A 20203-nucleotide genomic window follows, 5' to 3' on the forward strand; every position below is an offset into this window, starting at 1 on the left:
GGATGCGTCGTCGCAGTCAGAAGGGACGAAATCTCAGTTGGGAAGCTTACGGACTCTACCTCGAGCGACACCCGTTGCCGAATCCGGGACAGATTACGGACTTGATTGCGATGGGGAGTGCAAAGTGTTGCCAGGTGCGAGGTGTCGGCTGGGAGCCGGATGCGCCGGCGGCGCCAGTCCGGTTCTGAGAGGGTTCGGTGATCAATTGGACAAGGATCAAATATTGTGACACCACAAGGAGAAATCTGTGGCAAACCGTGAACACAAAGCGTATCCTAACATCCGAGAGACTCCGTTCTTCTCGCCCGGAGCCGGGCTTGCAAGGTTTCACGAATGGACAATCAACTCTCCCGGCCCGCTGATCGCCGCCGTTACCCGATTAAGGTTTGCATTCACTACCCATAAGCCCCGGGGTTGAGGGATTATGAAACGCTGGCTCCGAATATCTGTTCGCACCTTACTCGCGATTACGACGATCCTTGCCTTGATGATTGGCTATCTGTCGAACCGACTTCGTGGTCATAAGGCAGCGGTCACTGCCATACGTGCACACGGTGGCACATTTGCAATCAAGTACGACGGTCCAGATTGGCTGCGAGCACAATTTGATGACGACGAGTATTTTTACAACTGCGTTCGCGTAAACCTTGGGCCATACAACAAGGGTTACGATCGTTCTCGCCCGATAGGTGATGATGATGTCGAGGCGTTGATACCTCATTTGAATGCTTTTAGCAATTTCCAAATTCTCGACCTTCGTCGATCGAGCATTACTGACGGTGTGACGCAACTGCTCGATCGAATTGATCGCTTAGACGCCGTTATCCTTTGGGAAACGAAGATCTCTGATGAGGGACTCGATAATATGCCTTCGATTCCATCGCTTACACATCTTGATGTTCGCAATACGCTTGTTACTCCCGATGGCGTGAGGCGGTTTGTCGAACGTAACCCGCAATGTAAAGTGAGGGCTGACTTCGTTGTCCCCAATGCTTAGGAAAATGGGTGGCCAACCCGTGCACCGGAGCCGGGCTTGCGAGCGTTTCGCCAATGGTTGACTAAACACTCCCGGCCAGGTGACCGCCAACGTTCTTGCATCGAAGACATCGTACTCAGGCGTCAGCCGGTACTCGTACTCGAATGTGGCACCAACAACCGAACCCATCTTCGACCACGATCGACTCGACGACTATCGTCTCTCACTCGAATACGTTGCTTCATCGTTTGCCGTCGCCAAGGATTTGAACGGGTGTCATCGGCACGTTCGCGATCAATGGCCCCGCGAGGCGCCATCGATTCCGTAGAATATCGCCGAGGGCAACGGCAAACGCAGCGTCACGGACGGCAATCGATTTCTCGATATCGCTTGTGGATCGGCATTCGAATGCGTTTCAGGATTCGCTCGTCGCAGCGAACCGGCTTGGTGACAAACAACACGGTAAATTGAAACGAACGCTCAAACGGATTGTTTCGATGCCGCCGCGACCGATCGCCCACGCCAAAACTGTCTCCGAATACAGCAAGATGTACAATGCTGCTGAGGAGTACGAGTACCGCGATGCTGAGTACGAGTACGAGCACAACGAACAGCCAGAACCAAGAATTGCACGTGAGTGGCGGTGCTTATCGCAGTGTAAGATCAACTCCCGCCACCCCGTGAATTTCGACGTTCTTGAGGGATCGCGCACATTCTAACGGGGGCGAAATGGTTGCTCAGGTCTCGAACGTTTTTTTTCCGTTCACGTCGGCTGTGACATCGTGTCGGGCGAACGTCACTTTCATTAAAACTTCCTGATAGTTCAAGCCTTCTTGTCGGACCGATGCGCGGGTGGTCTTAACCACAGATTTACACAGATGGACACAGATGTGGTTGATCGAGAATCGTATCTGTGTGGATCTGCGTGTATCGGTGGTTGTTAATAACGCCTGGAATGCCACGCCGCTAGATCGCTGTGTGTCCGATTTTGCGTTGTCGTTTGTTGCTTGGGCCTCCTTCGGTCGCTATCCTGAGGTTCGTTGATCGCCGTCCGATTGGCGATTCGTCCGCCACGCACGCCCATCGCAAGAGCCAGCGTGGTGCACCCGAGCGACGGCGGCCTTGCTGCCGCCTCGCAAGTCGAAACTGCAAACATGAAACCTAAGAGCAATTGAATGGCACACATTAGACGGGGTCTGATCGCGACCGTTACTTTGGCCCTGCTTCTCGTTGAATCTGCCCCCGCTTCCGCCATCGTGGTTCAGCTTCAGTCGGCTTCACAGGTTCCATATACGAACGACTATCCCAAGTACGCCCGCGAGCAAGTCCGCGCCGCTTTCCAGACCGAGAATTGCGGATTCATTGACGGAACCACGAATGTAAGCTCGGCTACTGTTCGCTTTGCCGGCAACACCACTGCACTGAATAACCAACTGCTAAAGCTGTCGACTTGCCCCAGCGCGACGCTCTCTGTTTCGTTTGAAGAAATGGAGCACAATTGCGACTGGCGGATCGTCTATTTCGTGAAACCTGCCAAGTTCTTGGTGACCGTTAACCTGGGCTCGAAACAGATAGAACTGGAGCATCTCAAGATTCCGCCTTCCACCGGCCCTCCCTTAGAGCGATGACCCAATCGGAACGCCGATAATCATGTGATGGTGACCGAGTGGCGGTGGCACGCGGTTTCGTTTGCTTGCACATCAACTCCCGCCACCCGCACATCGCTACCGTTCGCCGACTGAAATGCTGTCCCAAATACACGGATGCAATCAAGTGAAGACGCTAACAATTTTGTTCACTTCCGTTCTCGCGTTCCTGTCAATCGCGACTGCGGCGCAAGCCCTCACTGTTCCATATGGGCAACGCCAAATCGCAGAGGCCGGTGTTGGTTGTGTCGGTGGACTTAATTCAGCTCACGGCAATACTGCGTACTTTCGTGGCGACACCAAAAACCTAAATGCAAAACTTGCTTTGCTGGCTAAGAACGCTCATCCGTTTCAGTCCATCAAGGTTGTCTTGCACGCTGGCGTTAAATCGGTTGATCCGGCAGAGGAAACTCCGCAAACCGGTTTCGGAGTTCCGGTTCGCGATCAGCGAGTCCCAATCGATTGGTCCGTCCTCCAGTCGTGTTCGTTTGACAAAGTGGCTGCGGGAATCTGCAAGCATGACGAAAAATTGGTCATTGTTGATGTATGGATCGGCGCCGCAATTCTTCTCGACGATCTAGAAATCCCACGTGAATTCACCGTACAATCCGCCGGAGAACTTGAGGGTTTCGCCAAACGCCACGCTGACACCAAGTAAGTCAAGACGGCGGGTAAGCATCGTGTGCACGTTGCGGACTGGGAATGGCTTGGAGACAGGGAGACACGGAGACAGGGAGACACGGAGACACGGAGACACGGAGACACGGAGACACGGAGACACGGAGACAGGGAGACAGGGAGACAGGGAGACAGGGAGTGAGGAGTGAGGAGTGAGGAGTGAGGAGTGAAGGAGTGAAGGAGTGAAGGAGTGAAGGAGTGAAGGAGTGAAGGAGTGAAGGAGTGAAGGAGTGAAGGAGTGAAGGAGTGAAGGAGTGAGGAGTGAGGAGTGAGGAGTGAGGAGTGAGGAGTGAGGAGTGAGGAGTGAAGGAGTGCTCGGCGGGCAATGGCGGATGTAGGACAGAAAGATTGGTGCGACAGAAAGATTATTAGGACGAAGTAACGCGGGCCTCATCGTTCTGCCTTCATCTTTTGGTCACCCATGTTTTTGCCTGGGGTTTGATCATTTTCGAGGCTAGCGTCTAACTGCATTCGTGGTCGTCAAGTCGCGTCGATCATTGGACAGTGAGATGTTCATTCGCGGTGATTGGCGCGATTTGCGGGCCAGCGTTTGCGAGCGGTGTTCGCTGCGAATCAGATGGATTTCCACGGGATATATGCTTCCAATGGACAATCACTCGTCGCGGCTCGGTGATTGCCGACGTTCCCCGATTGGAAATTTGTATTCGATGAATTGGTATTGGCGGTCCAACGTGGTCTGGCGGATGAAGGCCAAAGATGTTTTTGTGTTGCAAACGTGACGGGTGTCGGATTGCAAGACGTGGACCTTGAGAAGTGGGAGCCACAGATGAACTTGGATTCACGCGGATGCGTCTGGGGGTGATCGGCGTTCATCTGTGGTTTCATTCGTTGCCAGTTTTTTGTGCTGTGAAGATGGTTGTGCAGTGCGCAGGACGATGAATTGGATCGCGTCAATCGACTCGCTACAATCAACGGGCGGCCAGTGGCAAAACATCGGGGAACAACGATGCACCCAAGTCGCCGGCGCGATCGTTTCGTGAACACAAATTAGAATGGCGGCGACGGAGTGATCGTTGCTGTTCCCCAACTCACCTCACACTCCCATCATTAGTAAATGCTCGCTGAGCTTGCCGGATTCCTTGTCGACTTTATTGGTGTCTGCCTTCGTGGAGCATTTGGACGCAACGCCAAGGGGCAACCAGACCCGGATAATCCGACGAATCGATGGGCCATATTCGCTGCTTCGGTCGTCCTCGCTGCAATCTTGGCTTTGATTGGTTCGTTCTTGGCGATGATTTTCGCCAATTCGTTCACTGCCGTCTTGGCCACAGCTGGCGTCATTCTTTGCCTTGGTCTATTCGCATCCTTCCGCGCAGTATTTCCGTGACGCACTTCGACGATTTGACTGAGTGCGTTTAGTTCGGCGAAAAGCACGCACACGCGCTTCGTGCAGTTGGCTGGCTAACTGACGAACCCCCGTTTCCAACGAGTCAGTCTTACTCCAACGCATTCTCAAAACTCAAAGAACTGCTAAAAGATCCGTAGCAACCAATGGTCTTTGGTAACGCTAACGAGTGCGAGCTTTGCCGGTTCGATCTGCCACACTGTCACGCCAATTTGTTCGTCCCTGACGGTTCCGTGATCTTTGTTTGTCCGGGACTGATCGTGCATTTCATCGCGGCACATCACTACCGGCCTCCCAACGACTTCGGGGCGGTCGTTGCAGCCTATCGCGACACGCGTACAATGCTGTACAGGAAATCGTTGCTCTCAAGTGGTGGCCGAACGCTGGTACCAAAACGAAGCCTTTGCTCGCGGCGCACGCTCAACACGCTTCAGACGCAACATGGCAAGGCAATGCACCTGCGTCGCGAAGCCGGATTTTTTCCAAATGGACAATTTTTCGTCGTCGCCGAGTGATTGGCGACCTTATCCGAGTTAAGAGCTAAATGAAAGACACGCTTGAAAGTATCGAGAGGCTGTATCGCAACGAGATCCCAAGAGCACTCGGCAAGCTTCCCGATTCGCCCGTTCTGTACGGTGCCTTCATTCCCTACTCGGCGTGGGAGAATGATCCTGAAAGCGCCGCTGAGAATGGACTGGCAATTTTCCTCCTCGAGCAACCCCGACTTCAGCGGCTACGGGAATCATCGAGCGATCCTAATGAAGTGTCACGTCAAGCATATGGTTGGGGCGAATTCATGGGTGGACCTGAAACCAGTATTGAATCAACTGATTTGCACAGCGCACTACTTCATTGGTATCAGTACCAAGGTGAGCAAGATGAGAGCGTTGACTTACTGGACGACATTGGCGGTGCGATCGCCCGTGCATGCTTGGATCTCAACTCCAAGGGATGGAATGGAAATCGGTTTACGGATGATTTCGTCGTCTTCACCGACTGCTGGGGAGACGAGGAACACAATGTCGATCTTCGAGCGTGCGTGACGGATCAGTGGATCGCAGCGAAACGCGGCGATGGTATGTTAGCTTGGTTGGCTAAATAAGATCGGGACTGCGGATAAGAAAGGTATTCACACGGAGCAGGGCTTGCGGCCGGAATTGAAATGGACGACTCAACTCACCCTGCCCGGTGATGCCGGTCATTGATGTTGTAATAGCATGCGAATTCTAGCCGCAATCGTCGGATTCATTGTTGCCGCAATGGCGATCGACGTCTTGCTTGGATTGCTGAACCCGGATCGTCTGCTTCCAACTGAACTCTGCGCCATGATTGGGGATTGGGGGATGACCGCGTCCTTGTTCGTGATCCCCGCATTGTTCATTTTCACACCCGCAAGGCCGCCGAAGCAACGCTGCTTCGCGTTTCGGATTCCAGTCGCCGTTTTCACCTCGTGGTTTGCGACACTTGAGTTCCGCATGCAATTCAATCTTCCTGCGCTCCGAGAACTTGCGAGTCAGCGAGGCGACGACATGTACGATGGTGTCGGCATGAATGCTGCACTTTTGTTGATGGGTTGGTTTCCACCCTTGATTGTGACTTTGCTTATGGTCGTTGTGCTACAATTCGTATTGGCAGTGCGTCGAAGAATAAAAAACGCGGGCCGTCGATCCGATGGTGAGGCGTCTCTGTCTAAACAAAATGCAACATGACAATGCCATGAACGCGGAGTCTCCGATAGCGCGTTTTCAAAAGGAGCATTCACCGCCGCGGCCCGGTGATCCCACTCGTTCGCCTAAATAAGTGATGAAACTAGTCATTCGCAAAGCCGAGCGTGAAGACGCAATCGCCGTGTGGGACATTCGCAATGCTGCGATTCTTGCCCAATGCACGGGGCACTACCCCGAAGAGCAGTTGTTGGCGTGGACGGCTGGCGAGATGACGGACGCCTTTGCCGAAATCGTTGCCAGGCGTTGGTACGTTGCGACTGTCGACGGATCCGTAGTCGGCACAGGAATGCTTGACTGCTCGACGGGGCGAGTCGATGCTATCTTCGTGCGGCCTGACCAGATGGGGTGCGGGGTCGGCCGCGCCATCTTGGCACACCTGGAATGTCTCGCGACAAAACTAGGATTAAGGCAATTGACCCTCGATTCGACGCTCAACGCTGCTCCCTTTTACAGGCAATGTGGTTTTGTCGGCGATCAACGCAGCGTGTATGAATCCCCACGCGGCATCTCCCTGGCTTGCATTCCGATGGTCAAGCAGCTTGTAGCGCCGATCATCGCTGGCGAACAAACGGGTGCGGTTGAGACCTCGGCGTCATCCAACTTGAAACCAAAGTTAACTCCTCGGTCCCCGTGATCCAGGTCGTTCTGGCAGCGAAGAAGTTGCGTGGTCGAATCAGTGTGCATGATCGGCGCGGTCGATGATTTGATCACAACATCGTGGGGTAATGCAGGGAGACAGGGAGACAGGGAGACAGGGAGACAGGGAGTGAGGAGTGAGGAGTGAGGAGTGAGGAGTGAGGAGTGAGGAGTGAGGAGTGAGGAGTGAAGGAGTGAAGAAGTGAGGAGTGAGGAGTGAGGAGTGAGGAGTGAGGAGTGAGGAGTGAGGAGTGGGGAGTGAGGAGTGAGGAGTGAGGAGTGGGGAGTGAAGGAGTGAAGGAGTGCTCGGCGGGTAATGGCGGATGTGGGACAGAAAGATTGTTGCGACAGAAAGATTTTTAGGACCGCGTGTTGAGTGCCTTCATTTTTTTTACCCATTTTTTCCTGGAACTGGTCGCTATTCGCACCGTCTATTGAGCAACACCGATCGGTGCTCGCCCCTAATTTGCTCAAGCAATCGTTTCTTGTTTTCTAACCTTTCATCTTTTAACCTTCCCTTGGCGGCGTCCGACTGTGTCATGATGTCCGCAAGCCGAAGATTGATTCTCTTTGGCAACATCTGGCAGGGTGACACTGCACGTTACAAAGAGATGCTTTCGCGGATCGACGTCACTGGTAGACAGAAAGATTGGTGCGACAAAAGAATTTAAACGGCGGCGTATTAATCGCCTTCATGTTTTTGGCCATTATGTTTTTGCCGAGGTTTGATCATCAGGGGACGCTGCGTGTGAGTGCGATCGTGTTCGTCAATTGAGCTCGTCCGATGGAGCACTGCGTCGAATGCTACAGCGACTGCTGCGTGCTGCTCATTGGCGTTCATTCGCGTGATTTGCGGGCTAAGTGGTGTTGAAAGGGAACTCCTGCCGTCGCGTTGCGACTACGGCTTAACAATTGCGGTGTCATTCCACGGACTCGCGTCCGTGGCTATTGCATTTCGTCGCGTTGCGACTGAAGACAGGTGTGGCCGGTTAGCGTGAGCGATCGCAAAATGGATTGGCTGTTGTCCAGCCTTTGACTCTTTCTGTCGCTACTCGCGGCGTGATCAAAAACGCAATCGCGGGGGTCAGGCAAGATCGGGTATTATGGCATGACGGCATGACGGCGTGCGAGACCTTTAGTGAATTACGTCCCGTCCTTGCTCGGATGATAGGCCGACAGAAAAATTGGTGGGACAGAAAAATGAGGATGCCCCGGAGCTCATTCGTGATGATTGGCGTGATTCGCGGGCAGACGTTTCGGTGCGTGGTTCGCCTCGAGTCGGGGCGAAGTTCCAAGGCTCACAACTGCTTGTCGCGGCGACTTGATCGTGATGAAACGGCAGGAGTTGTGTGACGCTGAGAATTGAAGTGGGGAGCCGGTGGCGAACGGGGAACACAAAGCTTAACCTAAACCAAAGAAGCCTCGGTCTACTCGACCGAAGTCGCGGTAGCCGGTCGATTTCAAAATGGAAAGTTTGCTCCCGCGACTCGATTGTCGCTACCGTTATGTCGCAGAAGGATCGCGTCGAACATGAAACAAAACTCTATCGCTTTTTCCGCCTTCGTGACATTGTTGGTGCTTGGCTCTTTCGCGTTCCTTAATTTGGACGGATACCAGTTGCATTTTGCTTCTCCGTGGGGTGGAATCGGAGAAATGGCAGGCGAGCCGCCCACGCACAATTGGGCACATGGCTGGCCCGTTGCGTTCGCCGTGCGTTCAAGCGTCTATTCGATTAGCACAGGACGTGGCGTAACCGTGGCATCGTTTACTGGCGGGTATAGCCTCTACTCACGTTGGCCGATCGACGAATCTCCCATCGCGGCATTTAGCGGAATGGCCGCAACGTGCGACATGCTGTTGGGTATTGTGCTTGCCATTGGGACGTATGCCGGAACTCGCAAGCTTGTTGGCGACATCCAAATACGCCTGCGATTTGGATTGCGGACATTGTTGGCTTGCGTGTTCGCCTTTGCGATATTGCTCGCGTTTCGCAATTGGCTTTTCCCTACCCGTTATGTGATCGAGCTTCTCGCTGCAACGGTTGTCGGATTTGGAGCCTGCGTCTCGGTGATTGCAATTCCTTTGCATCTTCGAAGATCAACGGTTCAAAAGCGAACTCCCACTCCATTTGAAGCGACATCATAATGGCATGTCCGCGGAGCCGCCGGTCTCGCGTTTTCACATGCAGCATCAATCGCGGCGGTCCGGTTATGTCAGGGTGTTCGCCGACTGGCGATGGTGACTTGATGGTAATCGTGTCCGCGATTCGAACGGTCTTCATTCGGGAAGGAATCGGCGTTAGGTGTCCCGTGTTTCTTGTTGAGACAACTGTCAAATCGCCAGTGCAAATGCTTGCGTGGTCGATCAGAGGGCAAGATGATTCGGTGCAAAATATTTGCCGCGCGCTGATTAATCATTATGCCGGTTTAAACGCATGATTCGCCCTACTCCGCTCTGGGCGATGGCGAACGGTGTCCGGTTTGTTACGCTGTCGATGCAATGCGGTCTGTCACTGTTCGTCGCCCGCACATCGCCACCGCTAGCCTGAGTAGAAGGATCCCGACGGCATGTGTATCTTATTGAACCGAATGGCCGTCAACCCATTGACGCACACAGGCTGTCATGATCGATAGCCCACGTCCTTTCCAGACTTTTCATCCAAGTCATCATTAATTTCACTCATTTATTATGAATGCATCGGAAAACCAACTTCGTAGCCACACTGTCGCCGCATATGCGCTGGGAAAACCCCATACACAGACAGAAACGGGAATGCCGCTGGATACGTTCGGGTTTCGGCTCTCTGTCGTATTGCGAGGCAGCTACGACGATTTCTTGGTTGATATTACCCGTGGCCGCTCGCGACGGTTGGTCGCTCGATTCGGGGTTCCCAAAGCGGATCAAGCACGGTGGGTCGCAAGCGATCCAGCAATTAGTGAATCCGAGTACGTGCCCCGCCGCGGTTTGGCCTTTATCGATGTTGAATTGAACGGTGAAACCAATGATTTGTGCAGGACCTTGATCGATCAATGTTACGATCGAATGATGTCGCAGCTGTCTGACCACCAACGACTGGTGCTTGAACTAACGCAGTCGCAACTATCGGAGGATGAGATTCTCGACCGACTGATCGAATCCTACGGCTTGAGCGATCTATCGACTTCAATTCTGGCTGGGGTTGTCCCTGCTACGCTGCTGGTGCCATTGCCATCGTCATCCCAGCTCCCGCCACTGGGAGCCAGTTTCGTTGGCGGTGTGCCGGACTTGGATCCTGCAGACGACTGGCCTGTCACCTCTGAAGGTCGGCCGTTGGGTTTTCTGGGGCAATTCAATTTGGAAGACTTTGGCGACTCGTTGCCCGATTCGTTTCCTCGCAAGGGGGTGCTGTCCATCTTTTCGGTATGGGCTCACCATGACCCGAAGGATGAAGAGGAGGAATGGAACGAGCCTTTCTACGGAAGATCCAACGCGCCAACCAAGATACAGGTCACTCCGCTGGAGCAGTTGAGTCGTCGATCGGCACCGCAGGATGTCAGGCCGTATCCGTGCGTGGAAGTCCGGGCGGTGAGGGTTCCTGACCTAGGGGCCGTGGAGCGAAGCCAGCCCTTTGATAATCTCGATTGGGATGATCCTCAAGTGTCAGCGTTGCAAAGTTTGCAAGATGACTTCGACGCCATTGTGATGCATCGTTACTACGGCGACTTCAATTCGATGCACGGACACCATCGTCTCGGCGGCGCTGGTCGTTATCAGCAAGAGTTCCCCGAAGAGCTTAGGGAGACAGATCTCAAGGTGATCGCGACTTTCGGCACCGATAATTTGACGCAAATGCAATGGGGTGACGGTGGGGACTTGACGCTGCTGGCGGACATGGACGAAATTCGCAGCGGAGGGACCACCGATGTATGGACCGAAAACCAAGGCGGTTGATTGAAGACGAAAACGATTCACTCGCCACGCTGCCCAGCCGGCTGTCGGATAACGAATCGATCCACCTCCAATCGCGATATGAGGTTTATAGAGGTCGTCGAAGCAAGCAGCGTTGTTGCAAGTGCTTGTGTGGTTGGTCTAAATGGCAAGATGATTCGGTGGCAAAACGATTGAGACCCGCTGATTTATGATTTTGTCAACAGATATCTCTTTTTTTTTGAGTCTGTGAACGGATTGGCTGGTGGTCGTTTGCCTCGCTACGATTGGAGCAACGTCAACCGTCGCGGGCAACGATATCTCGTTCCAGCAACCCGGGTGGCAATGGGGCAATGAAGACAGGGAGACACGGAGACAGGGAGACAGGGAGACACGGAGACAGGGAGACAGGGAGTGGGGAGTGGGGAGTGGGGAGTGAGGAGTGAAGGAGTGAAGGAGTGAAGGAGTGAAGGAGTGAAGGAGTGAAGGAGTGAAGGAGTGAAGGAGTGAAGGAGTGAAGGAGTGAAGGAGTGAAGGAGTGAAGGAGTGCTCGGCGGGTAATGGCGGATGTTGGACAGAAAGATTGGTGCGACAACAAGATTTTTAAGACCGCGTGTTGAGTGCCTTCATCTTTTTGTCACCCACGTTTTTGCCTTTTACTGGTCGCTATTCGCACCGGCTATCGAGCAACAACGATTGGTGCTCGTCCCTAATTTGCTCCAGCAATCGTTGCTTATTTTCTAGGCACTGTCTGAGAATGCATCTGAGGCGGAAACTTGGTAGTGGAATTCGTGAAGAATTTCGATTCCCATGGGTTATGCCATGCTGCCGAAAGTCTTGACGACTTCCGCTACGGTTTTCAGACAGAGCCTAACCTTTCATCTTTTAACCCTTCATCGGCGGCGTCCGGCCTTGTCATGATGGCAGAAAGCCGGTGGCTGATTCTCACTGAAGACGCTCTACGGTATCACGTCGGTGGCTATTGCATTTTGTCGCGTTGCGACCGATGGTAGGTTTGGCCGGGGTGGCGTGAGCGATCGCAGGATCGAATGTCATGCCGATTCGCTGCTTAGATCACCGAAGGGTCGGATTTCGGTTGGATCACTTTGCTGGGCCGCAACTGCGTCATCGCGATCAATTGGCAACGCACCAGATCCCAGACTCGCAAACTGCCGTCATCACATCCGACAATCAGCCAACCGTTTGCCGAATCGATGCATAGACTTTCAATTCTGTCGGCTCCCGACTGCAGAACCGCCGCCGTGTTGTCTTTTGCGGTGCGGTCCAGTAACCACACGGTGCCGCCATATGTGCCTGCGGCGACCCAGCGGCCGTCGTCGGTCACATCCACGCATGGAATTGATTGGGTGCCGAGCGAAACCGTTTGGTCGTAACCGCTTGCGTTTCCGCTGGTCCCCCGGCTCAGTGCCCATAGATTTAATGTGCCATCATCACCGCTGCTGACCAAGACTGCTGCATCACCAGCGGTTCCCGCCGAGGTCGTCATCGCCATGACGGGGCCGGTATGGGGTTGTTTCCGTGAAACCAATTTGGGTTCATCGGCGATAGTCCATAACGTCACTGTTCCTGTTTCGTCCCCGGTGGCGATGCTTGCAGCGGAGTCGGTGGCTGAGTCCTGCTTTGGAAAGCAGATCGTGCGAACAGGAGTTCCCTCAGGATTGATGGGAATCGCGGTAGGGGCTCGGTTCTGCTGGGCGCCCGTCCGCAGTTCGTCCCAGGCATAAGCGACCACTCGGCCTTCGACGGTGATCGTGATCAACCAATCACCGGACGGGTGAAACGCCAAGTGGCTAATCGAACCAGCGGAATCAAACTGAGTCAACTTGCGTGGTTGGCGAGGTTTGTCCGACGCAACCGTTTCGATTTGGTACACGACCACGGCGTCGTCGAGCGCCAGTGCGATGGCAGTGGTGTCGGTGGGGTGGCATGCGACCGCCATGACTTCGTCGTCAAGTGCACTGATCTCGGCGAGAAGTGATTGAGCGGGTTCGTTTGGATTGCGACGGAGTGATTCGAGCGACCAGACTTTGGCGTCCGTTCCTGATCCGGCGACAACCCATTGCTCATCCGCCGACAAGGTCATTGCTTCGCGATACGCAAGCGTGACATCCAATCCAGGAAGCAAGATCGGTTGAACCGCCGTTTCGCTCCACGATGTCGACGATAGCGGCCAAACCTTTAGGTTGGCGTCGTAGCCCCAGCTAACGAGTTGCTGCGTGGGCGAGGCCAACAGCAGAGCTTCGACACCCGATCGATGCGACGGGTGGATGATTGGTTCGGGAGTCGCAAGGCTTGGACGTTTCTGTGTGGCTTGGCGAAACAGCTCTGCTGCTTTGCCTGGATCGGTTGGGAACGTGGTGGTGGCCAAGTCCAGTAGTTCTTGAGGACTCGCGTTTTCGGTCGCGGTGTCGAGGTTGTTCGGCTGGGTGTTTTCTGGTGTGGCGTTGTCTTGCCCTAGTTTGTCCGATCCGTTTGCCACCGGTGGCGGAGTGGGACGCAAAACAATGACCAGGATTAAACCAAGGATGGCGATTGCGGCACCGCCAATGATCGAAACTCGCTTCAGTGGGCCGGTGGACGTTGTGGTCGATGCCGCCGTGGGCACGCTGTCATCGGTGGTTTGCTTCGGCAACGCTCGCGTACTCTGCAGACCTTCGGAGCTTGCGGATTCCGCGTCAGCAAACCCGGTCGCAATGACCGATGTTCCCGCCATTGTTTCAGCAAGCGGCGTTGGAACCGGCTGCGTCTGCGCCATACGGTCATTTTGGGTGTCGCCGCTGGACGGGCTGAGCCCCCGATTGGATTGTGGGCGCAGCGAGGACGTTGGCATCGCTCCTTCGGTCCGCAGCGCGTCACGCAATTCATCCACAAAGTCAATGTTGGATTCGTAGCGTTTGCTCCAATCGATCTCGGTGGCCCGCCGCAGCACTTGTTGTTCGGGATCCGCGACAAGGTCAAAGTTCAGCTCGCCTTGGCGATGCGCATTGAGGACTTGGAACAGCGAACCTTCCTTCATTGGCAGCGTGCCGGTTCGCAGATGGTAGTAGCTGATCGCCAACGAGTATTGGTCACTCGATTGACTTGGTTTCCCCTCAATCGCTTCGGGAGCCATGTAGGCCGGCGTGCCTGAGGCGCTGGTCGCGGTAATTTGAGTCCGCGTTAAAATCCGCGCCAAACCAAAGTCACAGATCACGGCACTGTTGCCGAGGATGACGATGTTCGCCGGCTTGACATCACAGTGCTGGATTGCGACTTCGCCCGATCCGAGATCGTGCCGCGTGTCGTTCAGAAAGTCGAGTCCTTTGGCCGAGTCTTCCATGTACGAAAGCAGTTCGCGAGCAGGAATCCCTTTGCCGTTTTCACGCAGACACTCGGCCATCCGGTCCAGCAGACTTTTGCCGGCCAATAGCATTGCCACCACCAGCGTCGCTGGTTCTCGCGTTCGCGGCATCGCAAAGCTGGCCCGATCCGGCGTGACCAATTCGCTGACATCCATCGTTGCAACGGCTTGATCCGGCGTGTCCTCGATTAACTTGCCTTCGGCGTCGAGCAACCAGATGGCTGTGATCGGCATCAGGTTGGCATGGCGGATCAGCTTGATTCGCTTGATCGCATCGTATTCCTTTTGCCCTTGTCCACCACTGAGGTCGATGAATTTGACTGCGGTTTGGGTGCCGCCGGGCGCAGAGGCCCGCCACACCTCACCAAATTGGCCTCGACCTAGAAATTCTTCTAATCGATAGCCAGACGCAAATTCGTAACCTCGCTGTAACATGTTTCCATTCAGGAATGAAGTAAATCTCGAAGGCGACCTTGCCGCAGTTTAATCAGTCGATACGAGTGGGCATGGGGTTTGGTGGTGGATGCAGCCACGCTTCGTGACAAGCGCCGCAAATTTGTCTATTAAAAATCATCTGTCGCTTTAAACGGCTCCGTACGCCAGCATCGATTCGGCGATTTTAACAAACCCTGCCAAATTCGCACCATCGACGTAATCAACATGGTCGCCCTTCATCCCGTAATGGACGCATTTTTCATGGATTTCCTTCATGATGCTTTTTAGCTTGGTGTTGACCTCGTCGTGCGTCCATTGCAAACGCAGCGAGTTTTGACTTTGTTCGAGTCCCGATACGGCCACGCCACCCGCGTTGGCGGCCTTGGCAGGTCCGAACAGGATATTGGCTTCGCGAAACGCCTTCATCGCTTCGAGGGTACTCGGCATGTTGGCCCCTTCGGCGACCGCGATGCAGCCGTTTTTTAGCAGGGTTTCTGCGTCTTGTTGGTCGATTTCATTCTGCGTCGCACAGGGCAATGCGACTTCACAAGGAACGTCCCAGGGCCGGCGGTCGGCATAAAACGTGGCTTTACGATACTTCTCGGCGTATTCCGAGATGCGTCCACGCTGCTTTTCTTTTAATTCTTTGACAAACGACAATTTTTCTTCGTCGATCCCGTCGGGGTCATGCACGAAGCCACTGGAATCCGAAAGCGTCAAGACTTTGCCGCCCAGTTTTCCAGCCATCTCCGCTGCGTAGATCGCCACGTTGCCGCTGCCGGAGATGCAGACCGATTTCCCTTTGATCGAATCGCCAAGGCGGTTGAGCATGTTTTCGCAAAAGTACACGCAACCGTAGCCCGTCGCTTCGGTTCGCACCAAGCTGCCGCCAAACGACAGCCCTTTGCCCGTCAGCGTTCCGACAAACGTATTGGATAATCGTTTGTATTGACCAAACAGATAGCTGATCTCGCGTCCGCCGACCCCGATGTCACCTGCGGGAATGTCCGTGTCTTCGCCGATGTGTCGATGCAGTTCAATCATCATCGAATGACAGAACCGCATCACTTCATGATCGCTCTTGCCTTTGGGATTGAAATTGGACCCGCCTTTGGCACCGCCCATCGGCAATCCCGTCAAGCTATTCTTGAAAATTTGTTCAAAGCCAAGGAATTTCAGAACACTTTGAGTCACCGAAGGATGGAATCGCAAGCCGCCTTTGTAGGGTCCGATCGAGTTGTTGAACTGAACTCGCCAGGCTCGGTTCGCACGAAAATTGCCGTCATCGTCTTCCCAGGTCACACGGAAGATGATGATGCGATCGGGTTCGGTCAAACGCTCGAGCAATTGAGCTTGCTTGTAACGCGGATGCTGCAGGATGAACGGCATCAGCGATTCGGTGACCTCGCGAACCGCTTGGTGAAATTCCTCTTCACCCGGGTTTCGTTTGACGAGGCCGTGCATGAACGATTCCACTTCTTCGCGTACGAACTTGAGCATGATGAACCTCGTCGTTTTTAGGGAGCGTGACTCACCCTATTCTATGCGACGCGGATGCTGCAAAGTTGTACGATGTCGCGGATCGCTAAGCGATCAGCGTGGAACAGGCTGCTAGCCTGTTGGTTGGGTAATAACAGGCTGGCAGCCTGTCCTACGATGCTTACCGCTCGGGTTAGTTGGCGGCTTGAGCGAGGTCGGTTCGCAGACGTTGCAGTTGAGCGGCCAGGCGTGACGGATCGTACTGCGCACGTTGATGCAGATCCGCCTCTAGGCGATCGGGATAAATGAATTGTTTGCGACCCGAAGGCAGGTTCGACGAGACTCCGGTCACTTCCGGATCCCCTAGTTGGCGTATCCGGTCATGCAATTCCGCAGCGAGCGGTTTACCTTGGATTTCTAGCTCGGATGCGATTGTCTGCATTGCCCAGATGACTTGTCGGGCTGCGTCGTACGTCACCAATTTCGATTTTGGTGTGGTCGCCAAGCCACGCAGCACCGCCAAGGCAATTCGAGCATCCAGCGGTTTTTGTTCGATCGTGTCGATGGCCGTCGTAATGTGATCACTCAGCTGCGTGGCGGCTGCGGCAATGCGGTGGGGATCACCAAACGGTTGCTCGCTAAACAGCTGCTCGAGCTCGCTTTCCATCGCACGTGATTGCGTGAGTGTTTCCTTGCCGGAAAACAGATACGCAATCGTCAGTAGAGCATCGGGCCATTCATATTGTCGCGGGCGTCCGGGGGCGCCGACGTAGCCTCGTTGTTGACGAAGGCTGTTGGATCGCAATTCATGATGGCATGCCGCGCAATCATACAGCGAGTAATCCGCCCAATCCTGGGCCGCTTCGGATTGGATATACAGGTCGAGCATTTGTTGCCGAGCAACCAAGGCTCCGATCAACATTTTTCGCGTGTTCCAAAACACGTCGCTGGCGTCGGCCGAATCGAGCAGCCCAGGATAGTTGATGTTGAAATAGTCGTTTCGCTGGGGGTAATCCGCCAGAGATTGGTACAGCTGCGTCGGAGTTTGCCAGTGTTGCGGCATCTCGGCACAAAATTGCTGAAGCTCGATCGAGGGAATCGGTGGATGTCCGGCGGCGTACATTTCGTGCGAGACGAACATGTTTTTTGAGCGGTTGCCGACGTGGCAATCCATGCACAATTGGGCTTGGTTGGATGTGTCGACCAAGTTCCGCATTCCCGCGGCCGATTTTGCCTGAGGCGGTTGCAATCGCCATTTTTCGGGCACTTGATGCGGCGTGACCCATTGATCGTTTTCGCCTTGTTGATGGCAGTACAAACAATCGATGCCCAGTTGCGCGTTGTCGAGATCGGCTAAATCAAACCCGCTCGCTCCGTCGTGATAGCCGCCATGGCAGGTCAAACAGTGATCGCGAAACTTGGCGTAACCCGCTTCGGTCGTGACCGAGCCGGAGCCCCACAATTTGTCACAGATCCGGCGGCTCAGCAGATTGCTTTGCCCGATCCATTCTTCGGGAATGCTTTCGAGTCCGACTTGGCTGCGATCAATCGTTTCGCCACGTCGTTTGTAACCTTCGATCGCTCTTTCGATCTGGGAATCAAGTCGTTCGTACAGCTTTAAGAGTTCATCTTCGCTCTGTTCGGCGGCGAAGGGTTCGATTCGTCGGCGAGCGATGGTGTGTTTGTCCTTTTGCAACCAATGCATCATCTCGCTACGGCGGCTGAACGAGGTGAGGTCGCCGGAACGCCCGCTATCGATTTCCGCGTCGGTTGGTCCCATCACGTGACAACTGACGCAACGTCCGACCGGTTCCGATGCAACCCAGGACATGTAGACCGGGTCGCTCAGCTTTTCTTCGCGAGTCAGGGTGTCCGGCGTGGTCTGCGTCCAACCGATGGGACCGGTAACGATGAACAGGACGAACAAGATCCCGCTGGGAATCTGTCTCGCGAAGAAGGAAGTGGATGCCATTGTTTCAATCTGTTTAATCAAAAGAATCAATTGTCTGATTCATCGGACTCGCGGGCTTCTTGCATCTGACGCAGTTCTTCGAGTAGCTCTTGACGTGTTTTTGGTTTTCGCTCTGGTTTGGCCGGTTGGTCAGGTTTGCCATCCTCGCTCTTTTTATCCGCGGACTCGGCTGGTTTGGCTTGCTCGATTCGTTGTTCGTTCAAACGTTTCCAGCGTTGGTTGATCCGTTGGATCATCTCGTCTAGTTCGTTCTGCAGCGATTGGGTTTCCGCTTCGTCATCCAGGATTTCGTCGCTCGCTTGGGATGGATAAACCGGCCCCAGCCATCCGGCCAATTCGATACCTAACTTCGTCGCTTCGGATCGATTCAGCGTCGGACCGCTTTCATTGCGTTTGGAATAACGGCTGACGTCGATCATCTCAGGATAGCGTAAACCGACTCGCAGCGGGTGAGCGAGATTGGAAACCGGGCCATGCCAACCCCCAGGCCAACTTTCGCGTGCGGCAACGGCGGCCAAGTAGAACTGTGCCGCCGATTCCCAGGTGTGCCACGTTTGACGTTTTCCGGCTGCTGCGGCGACGAGGTTCCCCAAGCGATCACTGCGGAACTGAGCTCGCTCGGATTGGCCGGCAGGCCCGTCAAACCATCGGGCAAGCGATCGCCGAGCTTGCAGCGCCAACTCGGCAACGAATCCCGGGTCGGCCTTTGGTTGCGATTCCATTTGCAGTTTGACTCGGTCGAGCGATTCGAGTAACTCGAAATCGTCGGTCGTCGCCACCCCGGTATCGATGCGGTAATGGATCAGCCAGCGAAGACCTGCGTCGTTCCACGACGAATACAACGCCACCGCTTTGCGATCATCGGTGATCGGGGTTCGTGCGTTTTGAAGACCAAGATTGTGATGGCACGACGCGCAATCGTAGGACGCAAACTCGGGCCATTGGCTGATCGTGTGTGACTTGGCGGCTCGTGTTTCCAGCAACGCGAGTGAGGCATCGGTCGCCGCGATTTGCCCGGCTAACCATAGCTGCGCCTCGTAATAGGTGCGGTCGTTTGCTTCGGCGTCTCGCCAATGTTTGGGTTGCCAGGCGTGAAAGGTCGCCAATTCATAACGTAGCGCCGGGTGACCTGCGGCGATGATGTCGTGATTCATGTCGCGGTCTTTGTCACCGACGTGGCACGACGCACACATTCGCGCACGCACGTACAGGTCACTAGTGTCCACAAATCCTTCGTCGCTGGCGAATTGAGGCGACCATGCATGTTGGAAATGGGTGCCGATCCAGCGTTGGCTCGGACCGTGACACGCCGAACATCCCACCCCTTCGCGCTGGAACGAATTGACGTCGCTTACGTTTGCATGAGGAGTGTGGGCGTGACGTGGTTCGTTGTAGCGTCGCGTCGAATTGTGGCACGCCATGCAGTTGTCAAAACCGGCTTGATCGACGATTTGGTCGCCGTCCATGATCTTTAGCCGCCGCATCATCGCCACACTTTCATCGCTGCAGATTGTTTTCCAGCTCTGTGCGTGCGGATCGTTCTCGAGCCACAGTTGGTATTCAGCTCCACGACGTACCGTTGCTTGGGTGACCCCCGGTCTCGGTCCCGCATGGCAATTGGACGTCGCACACGAAGCAGCGCCGTTGACGATTAAATCTTGGCGAAGAAGCGGATGATGCAGCCGATCAAGGGTCCCGGGTGAAAACAGCATTCCCGGCGATGCGGTCCCGAACGCTACATTCCCATGGGGTGCCGTTTCATGCAGCGTCGTTCCTTGATGAACCCGGCTTGTTACCAGCGGAAGAGCGGATGTCGGTGCGCTGGACGTCACGGAAGGGAGCGGCTTGATGGTCATCGTGGACCGCAATGCCTTCGCGGGCGTGGGGATCGGTTCTTGGGCGCTGGCGAGCGTCGACACGAAGACCATCCCAATCCAAAGAAGGATGCAAACGCTCGGTCTGATTCGAAGCGACCTGATTCGATGCGACATCACGCGACTTGGGGTTAGGTGGAAAAGGCG

Annotated in this window: 16 protein-coding genes; 12 read left to right on the forward strand and 4 right to left on the reverse strand. The window is 54.6% G+C overall.

All coding sequences use genetic code 11. The features are described from left to right. From ABEA92_RS30475 to ABEA92_RS30525, 12 genes are all read left to right on the forward strand, one after another. Nucleotides 1-188: hypothetical protein (locus ABEA92_RS30475; protein WP_345689517.1), on the forward strand; the 188-nt coding region annotated here is incomplete at its 5' end. A 236-nt stretch (nucleotides 189-424) separates the two neighbouring features. Further along, a complete protein-coding gene (locus ABEA92_RS30480) occupies nucleotides 425-997 on the forward strand; it encodes a leucine-rich repeat domain-containing protein (protein ID WP_345689519.1) in 573 nt (190 codons plus the stop codon). A gap of 310 nt (nucleotides 998-1307) precedes the next feature. Next, complete coding sequence (locus tag ABEA92_RS30485) at nucleotides 1308-1427, forward strand: four helix bundle protein (RefSeq protein WP_345689548.1); 120 nt, start codon at nucleotides 1308-1310, stop codon at nucleotides 1425-1427. 437 nt (nucleotides 1428-1864) lie between these two features. Then, entirely contained in the window at nucleotides 1865-2020 is a 156-nt protein-coding gene (locus ABEA92_RS30490) for a hypothetical protein (RefSeq protein WP_345689521.1), read from the forward strand. Nucleotides 2021-2151: 131 nt separating this feature from the next. Then, a complete protein-coding gene (locus ABEA92_RS30495; RefSeq protein WP_345689523.1) occupies nucleotides 2152-2604 on the forward strand; it encodes a hypothetical protein in 453 nt (150 codons plus the stop codon). A 145-nt stretch (nucleotides 2605-2749) separates the two neighbouring features. After that, complete coding sequence (locus tag ABEA92_RS30500) at nucleotides 2750-3280, forward strand: hypothetical protein (RefSeq protein WP_345689524.1); 531 nt, start codon at nucleotides 2750-2752, stop codon at nucleotides 3278-3280. Between the two features lie 1532 nt (nucleotides 3281-4812). Further along, nucleotides 4813-5181, forward strand: coding sequence for a DUF7919 family protein (locus ABEA92_RS31490; RefSeq protein ID WP_486348741.1), 369 nt, complete (start codon nucleotides 4813-4815; stop codon nucleotides 5179-5181). 29 nt (nucleotides 5182-5210) lie between these two features. Next, nucleotides 5211-5768, forward strand: a complete 558-nt coding sequence (locus ABEA92_RS30505) for a hypothetical protein (RefSeq protein ID WP_345689525.1) — start codon at nucleotides 5211-5213, stop codon at nucleotides 5766-5768. Between the two features lie 157 nt (nucleotides 5769-5925). Further along, nucleotides 5926-6375 (forward strand): hypothetical protein, encoded by a 450-nt coding sequence (locus ABEA92_RS30510; RefSeq protein ID WP_345689526.1) that lies wholly within the window; start codon nucleotides 5926-5928, stop codon nucleotides 6373-6375. A gap of 94 nt (nucleotides 6376-6469) precedes the next feature. After that, nucleotides 6470-7027: a GNAT family N-acetyltransferase gene (locus ABEA92_RS30515; protein ID WP_345689527.1), complete on the forward strand. Its 558-nt coding sequence runs from the start codon at nucleotides 6470-6472 to the stop codon at nucleotides 7025-7027. A gap of 1532 nt (nucleotides 7028-8559) precedes the next feature. Then, nucleotides 8560-9174, forward strand: coding sequence for a hypothetical protein (locus ABEA92_RS30520; RefSeq protein ID WP_345689529.1), 615 nt, complete (start codon nucleotides 8560-8562; stop codon nucleotides 9172-9174). 543 nt (nucleotides 9175-9717) lie between these two features. Continuing rightward, a complete protein-coding gene (locus tag ABEA92_RS30525; protein ID WP_345689531.1) occupies nucleotides 9718-10959 on the forward strand; it encodes a DUF1963 domain-containing protein in 1242 nt (413 codons plus the stop codon). A gap of 1045 nt (nucleotides 10960-12004) precedes the next feature. On the opposite strand, the gene ABEA92_RS30530 is transcribed toward ABEA92_RS30525, so the two are convergent. The 4 genes from ABEA92_RS30530 to ABEA92_RS30545 all read right to left on the reverse strand — a co-directional run bounded on the left by ABEA92_RS30530 (nucleotide 12005) and on the right by ABEA92_RS30545 (nucleotide 20110). Beyond that, nucleotides 12005-14731: a WD40 repeat domain-containing serine/threonine protein kinase gene (locus ABEA92_RS30530; protein WP_345689533.1), complete on the reverse strand. Its 2727-nt coding sequence runs from the start codon at nucleotides 14729-14731 to the stop codon at nucleotides 12005-12007. A 147-nt stretch (nucleotides 14732-14878) separates the two neighbouring features. Further along, entirely contained in the window at nucleotides 14879-16231 is a 1353-nt protein-coding gene (gdhA, locus tag ABEA92_RS30535) for an NADP-specific glutamate dehydrogenase (protein ID WP_345689535.1), read from the reverse strand. Nucleotides 16232-16403: 172 nt separating this feature from the next. After that, nucleotides 16404-18182 (reverse strand): multiheme c-type cytochrome, encoded by a 1779-nt coding sequence (locus ABEA92_RS30540; RefSeq protein ID WP_345689536.1) that lies wholly within the window; start codon nucleotides 18180-18182, stop codon nucleotides 16404-16406. Between the two features lie 26 nt (nucleotides 18183-18208). Then, entirely contained in the window at nucleotides 18209-20110 is a 1902-nt protein-coding gene (locus ABEA92_RS30545; RefSeq protein ID WP_345689537.1) for a multiheme c-type cytochrome, read from the reverse strand. Between the last annotated feature and the right edge of the window lie 93 nt (nucleotides 20111-20203).

It is taken from the genome of Novipirellula caenicola, assembly GCF_039545035.1.
GTDB classification, from domain to species: Bacteria; Planctomycetota; Planctomycetia; order Pirellulales; family Pirellulaceae; genus Novipirellula; species Novipirellula caenicola.

Bases quoted from the DNA above. Each gene is read 5' to 3' on its own strand.
- ABEA92_RS31490 (WP_486348741.1), top strand. From the start codon at position 4,813: ATGGTCTTTGGTAACGCTAACGAGTGCGAGCTTTGCCGGTTCGATCTG.
- ABEA92_RS30520 (WP_345689529.1), top strand. From the start codon at position 8,560: ATGAAACAAAACTCTATCGCTTTTTCCGCCTTCGTGACATTGTTGGTG.
- ABEA92_RS30530 (WP_345689533.1), bottom strand. From the start codon at position 14,731: ATGTTACAGCGAGGTTACGAATTTGCGTCTGGCTATCGATTAGAAGAA.
- gdhA (WP_345689535.1), bottom strand. From the start codon at position 16,231: ATGCTCAAGTTCGTACGCGAAGAAGTGGAATCGTTCATGCACGGCCTC.
- ABEA92_RS30510 (WP_345689526.1), top strand. From the start codon at position 5,926: ATGGCGATCGACGTCTTGCTTGGATTGCTGAACCCGGATCGTCTGCTT.
- ABEA92_RS30540 (WP_345689536.1), bottom strand. From the start codon at position 18,182: ATGGCATCCACTTCCTTCTTCGCGAGACAGATTCCCAGCGGGATCTTG.
- ABEA92_RS30490 (WP_345689521.1), top strand. From the start codon at position 1,865: ATGTGGTTGATCGAGAATCGTATCTGTGTGGATCTGCGTGTATCGGTG.
- ABEA92_RS30545 (WP_345689537.1), bottom strand. From the start codon at position 20,110: ATGGTCTTCGTGTCGACGCTCGCCAGCGCCCAAGAACCGATCCCCACG.
- ABEA92_RS30525 (WP_345689531.1), top strand. From the start codon at position 9,718: ATGAATGCATCGGAAAACCAACTTCGTAGCCACACTGTCGCCGCATAT.
- ABEA92_RS30515 (WP_345689527.1), top strand. From the start codon at position 6,470: ATGAAACTAGTCATTCGCAAAGCCGAGCGTGAAGACGCAATCGCCGTG.
- ABEA92_RS30495 (WP_345689523.1), top strand. From the start codon at position 2,152: ATGGCACACATTAGACGGGGTCTGATCGCGACCGTTACTTTGGCCCTG.
- ABEA92_RS30480 (WP_345689519.1), top strand. From the start codon at position 425: ATGAAACGCTGGCTCCGAATATCTGTTCGCACCTTACTCGCGATTACG.
- ABEA92_RS30505 (WP_345689525.1), top strand. From the start codon at position 5,211: ATGAAAGACACGCTTGAAAGTATCGAGAGGCTGTATCGCAACGAGATC.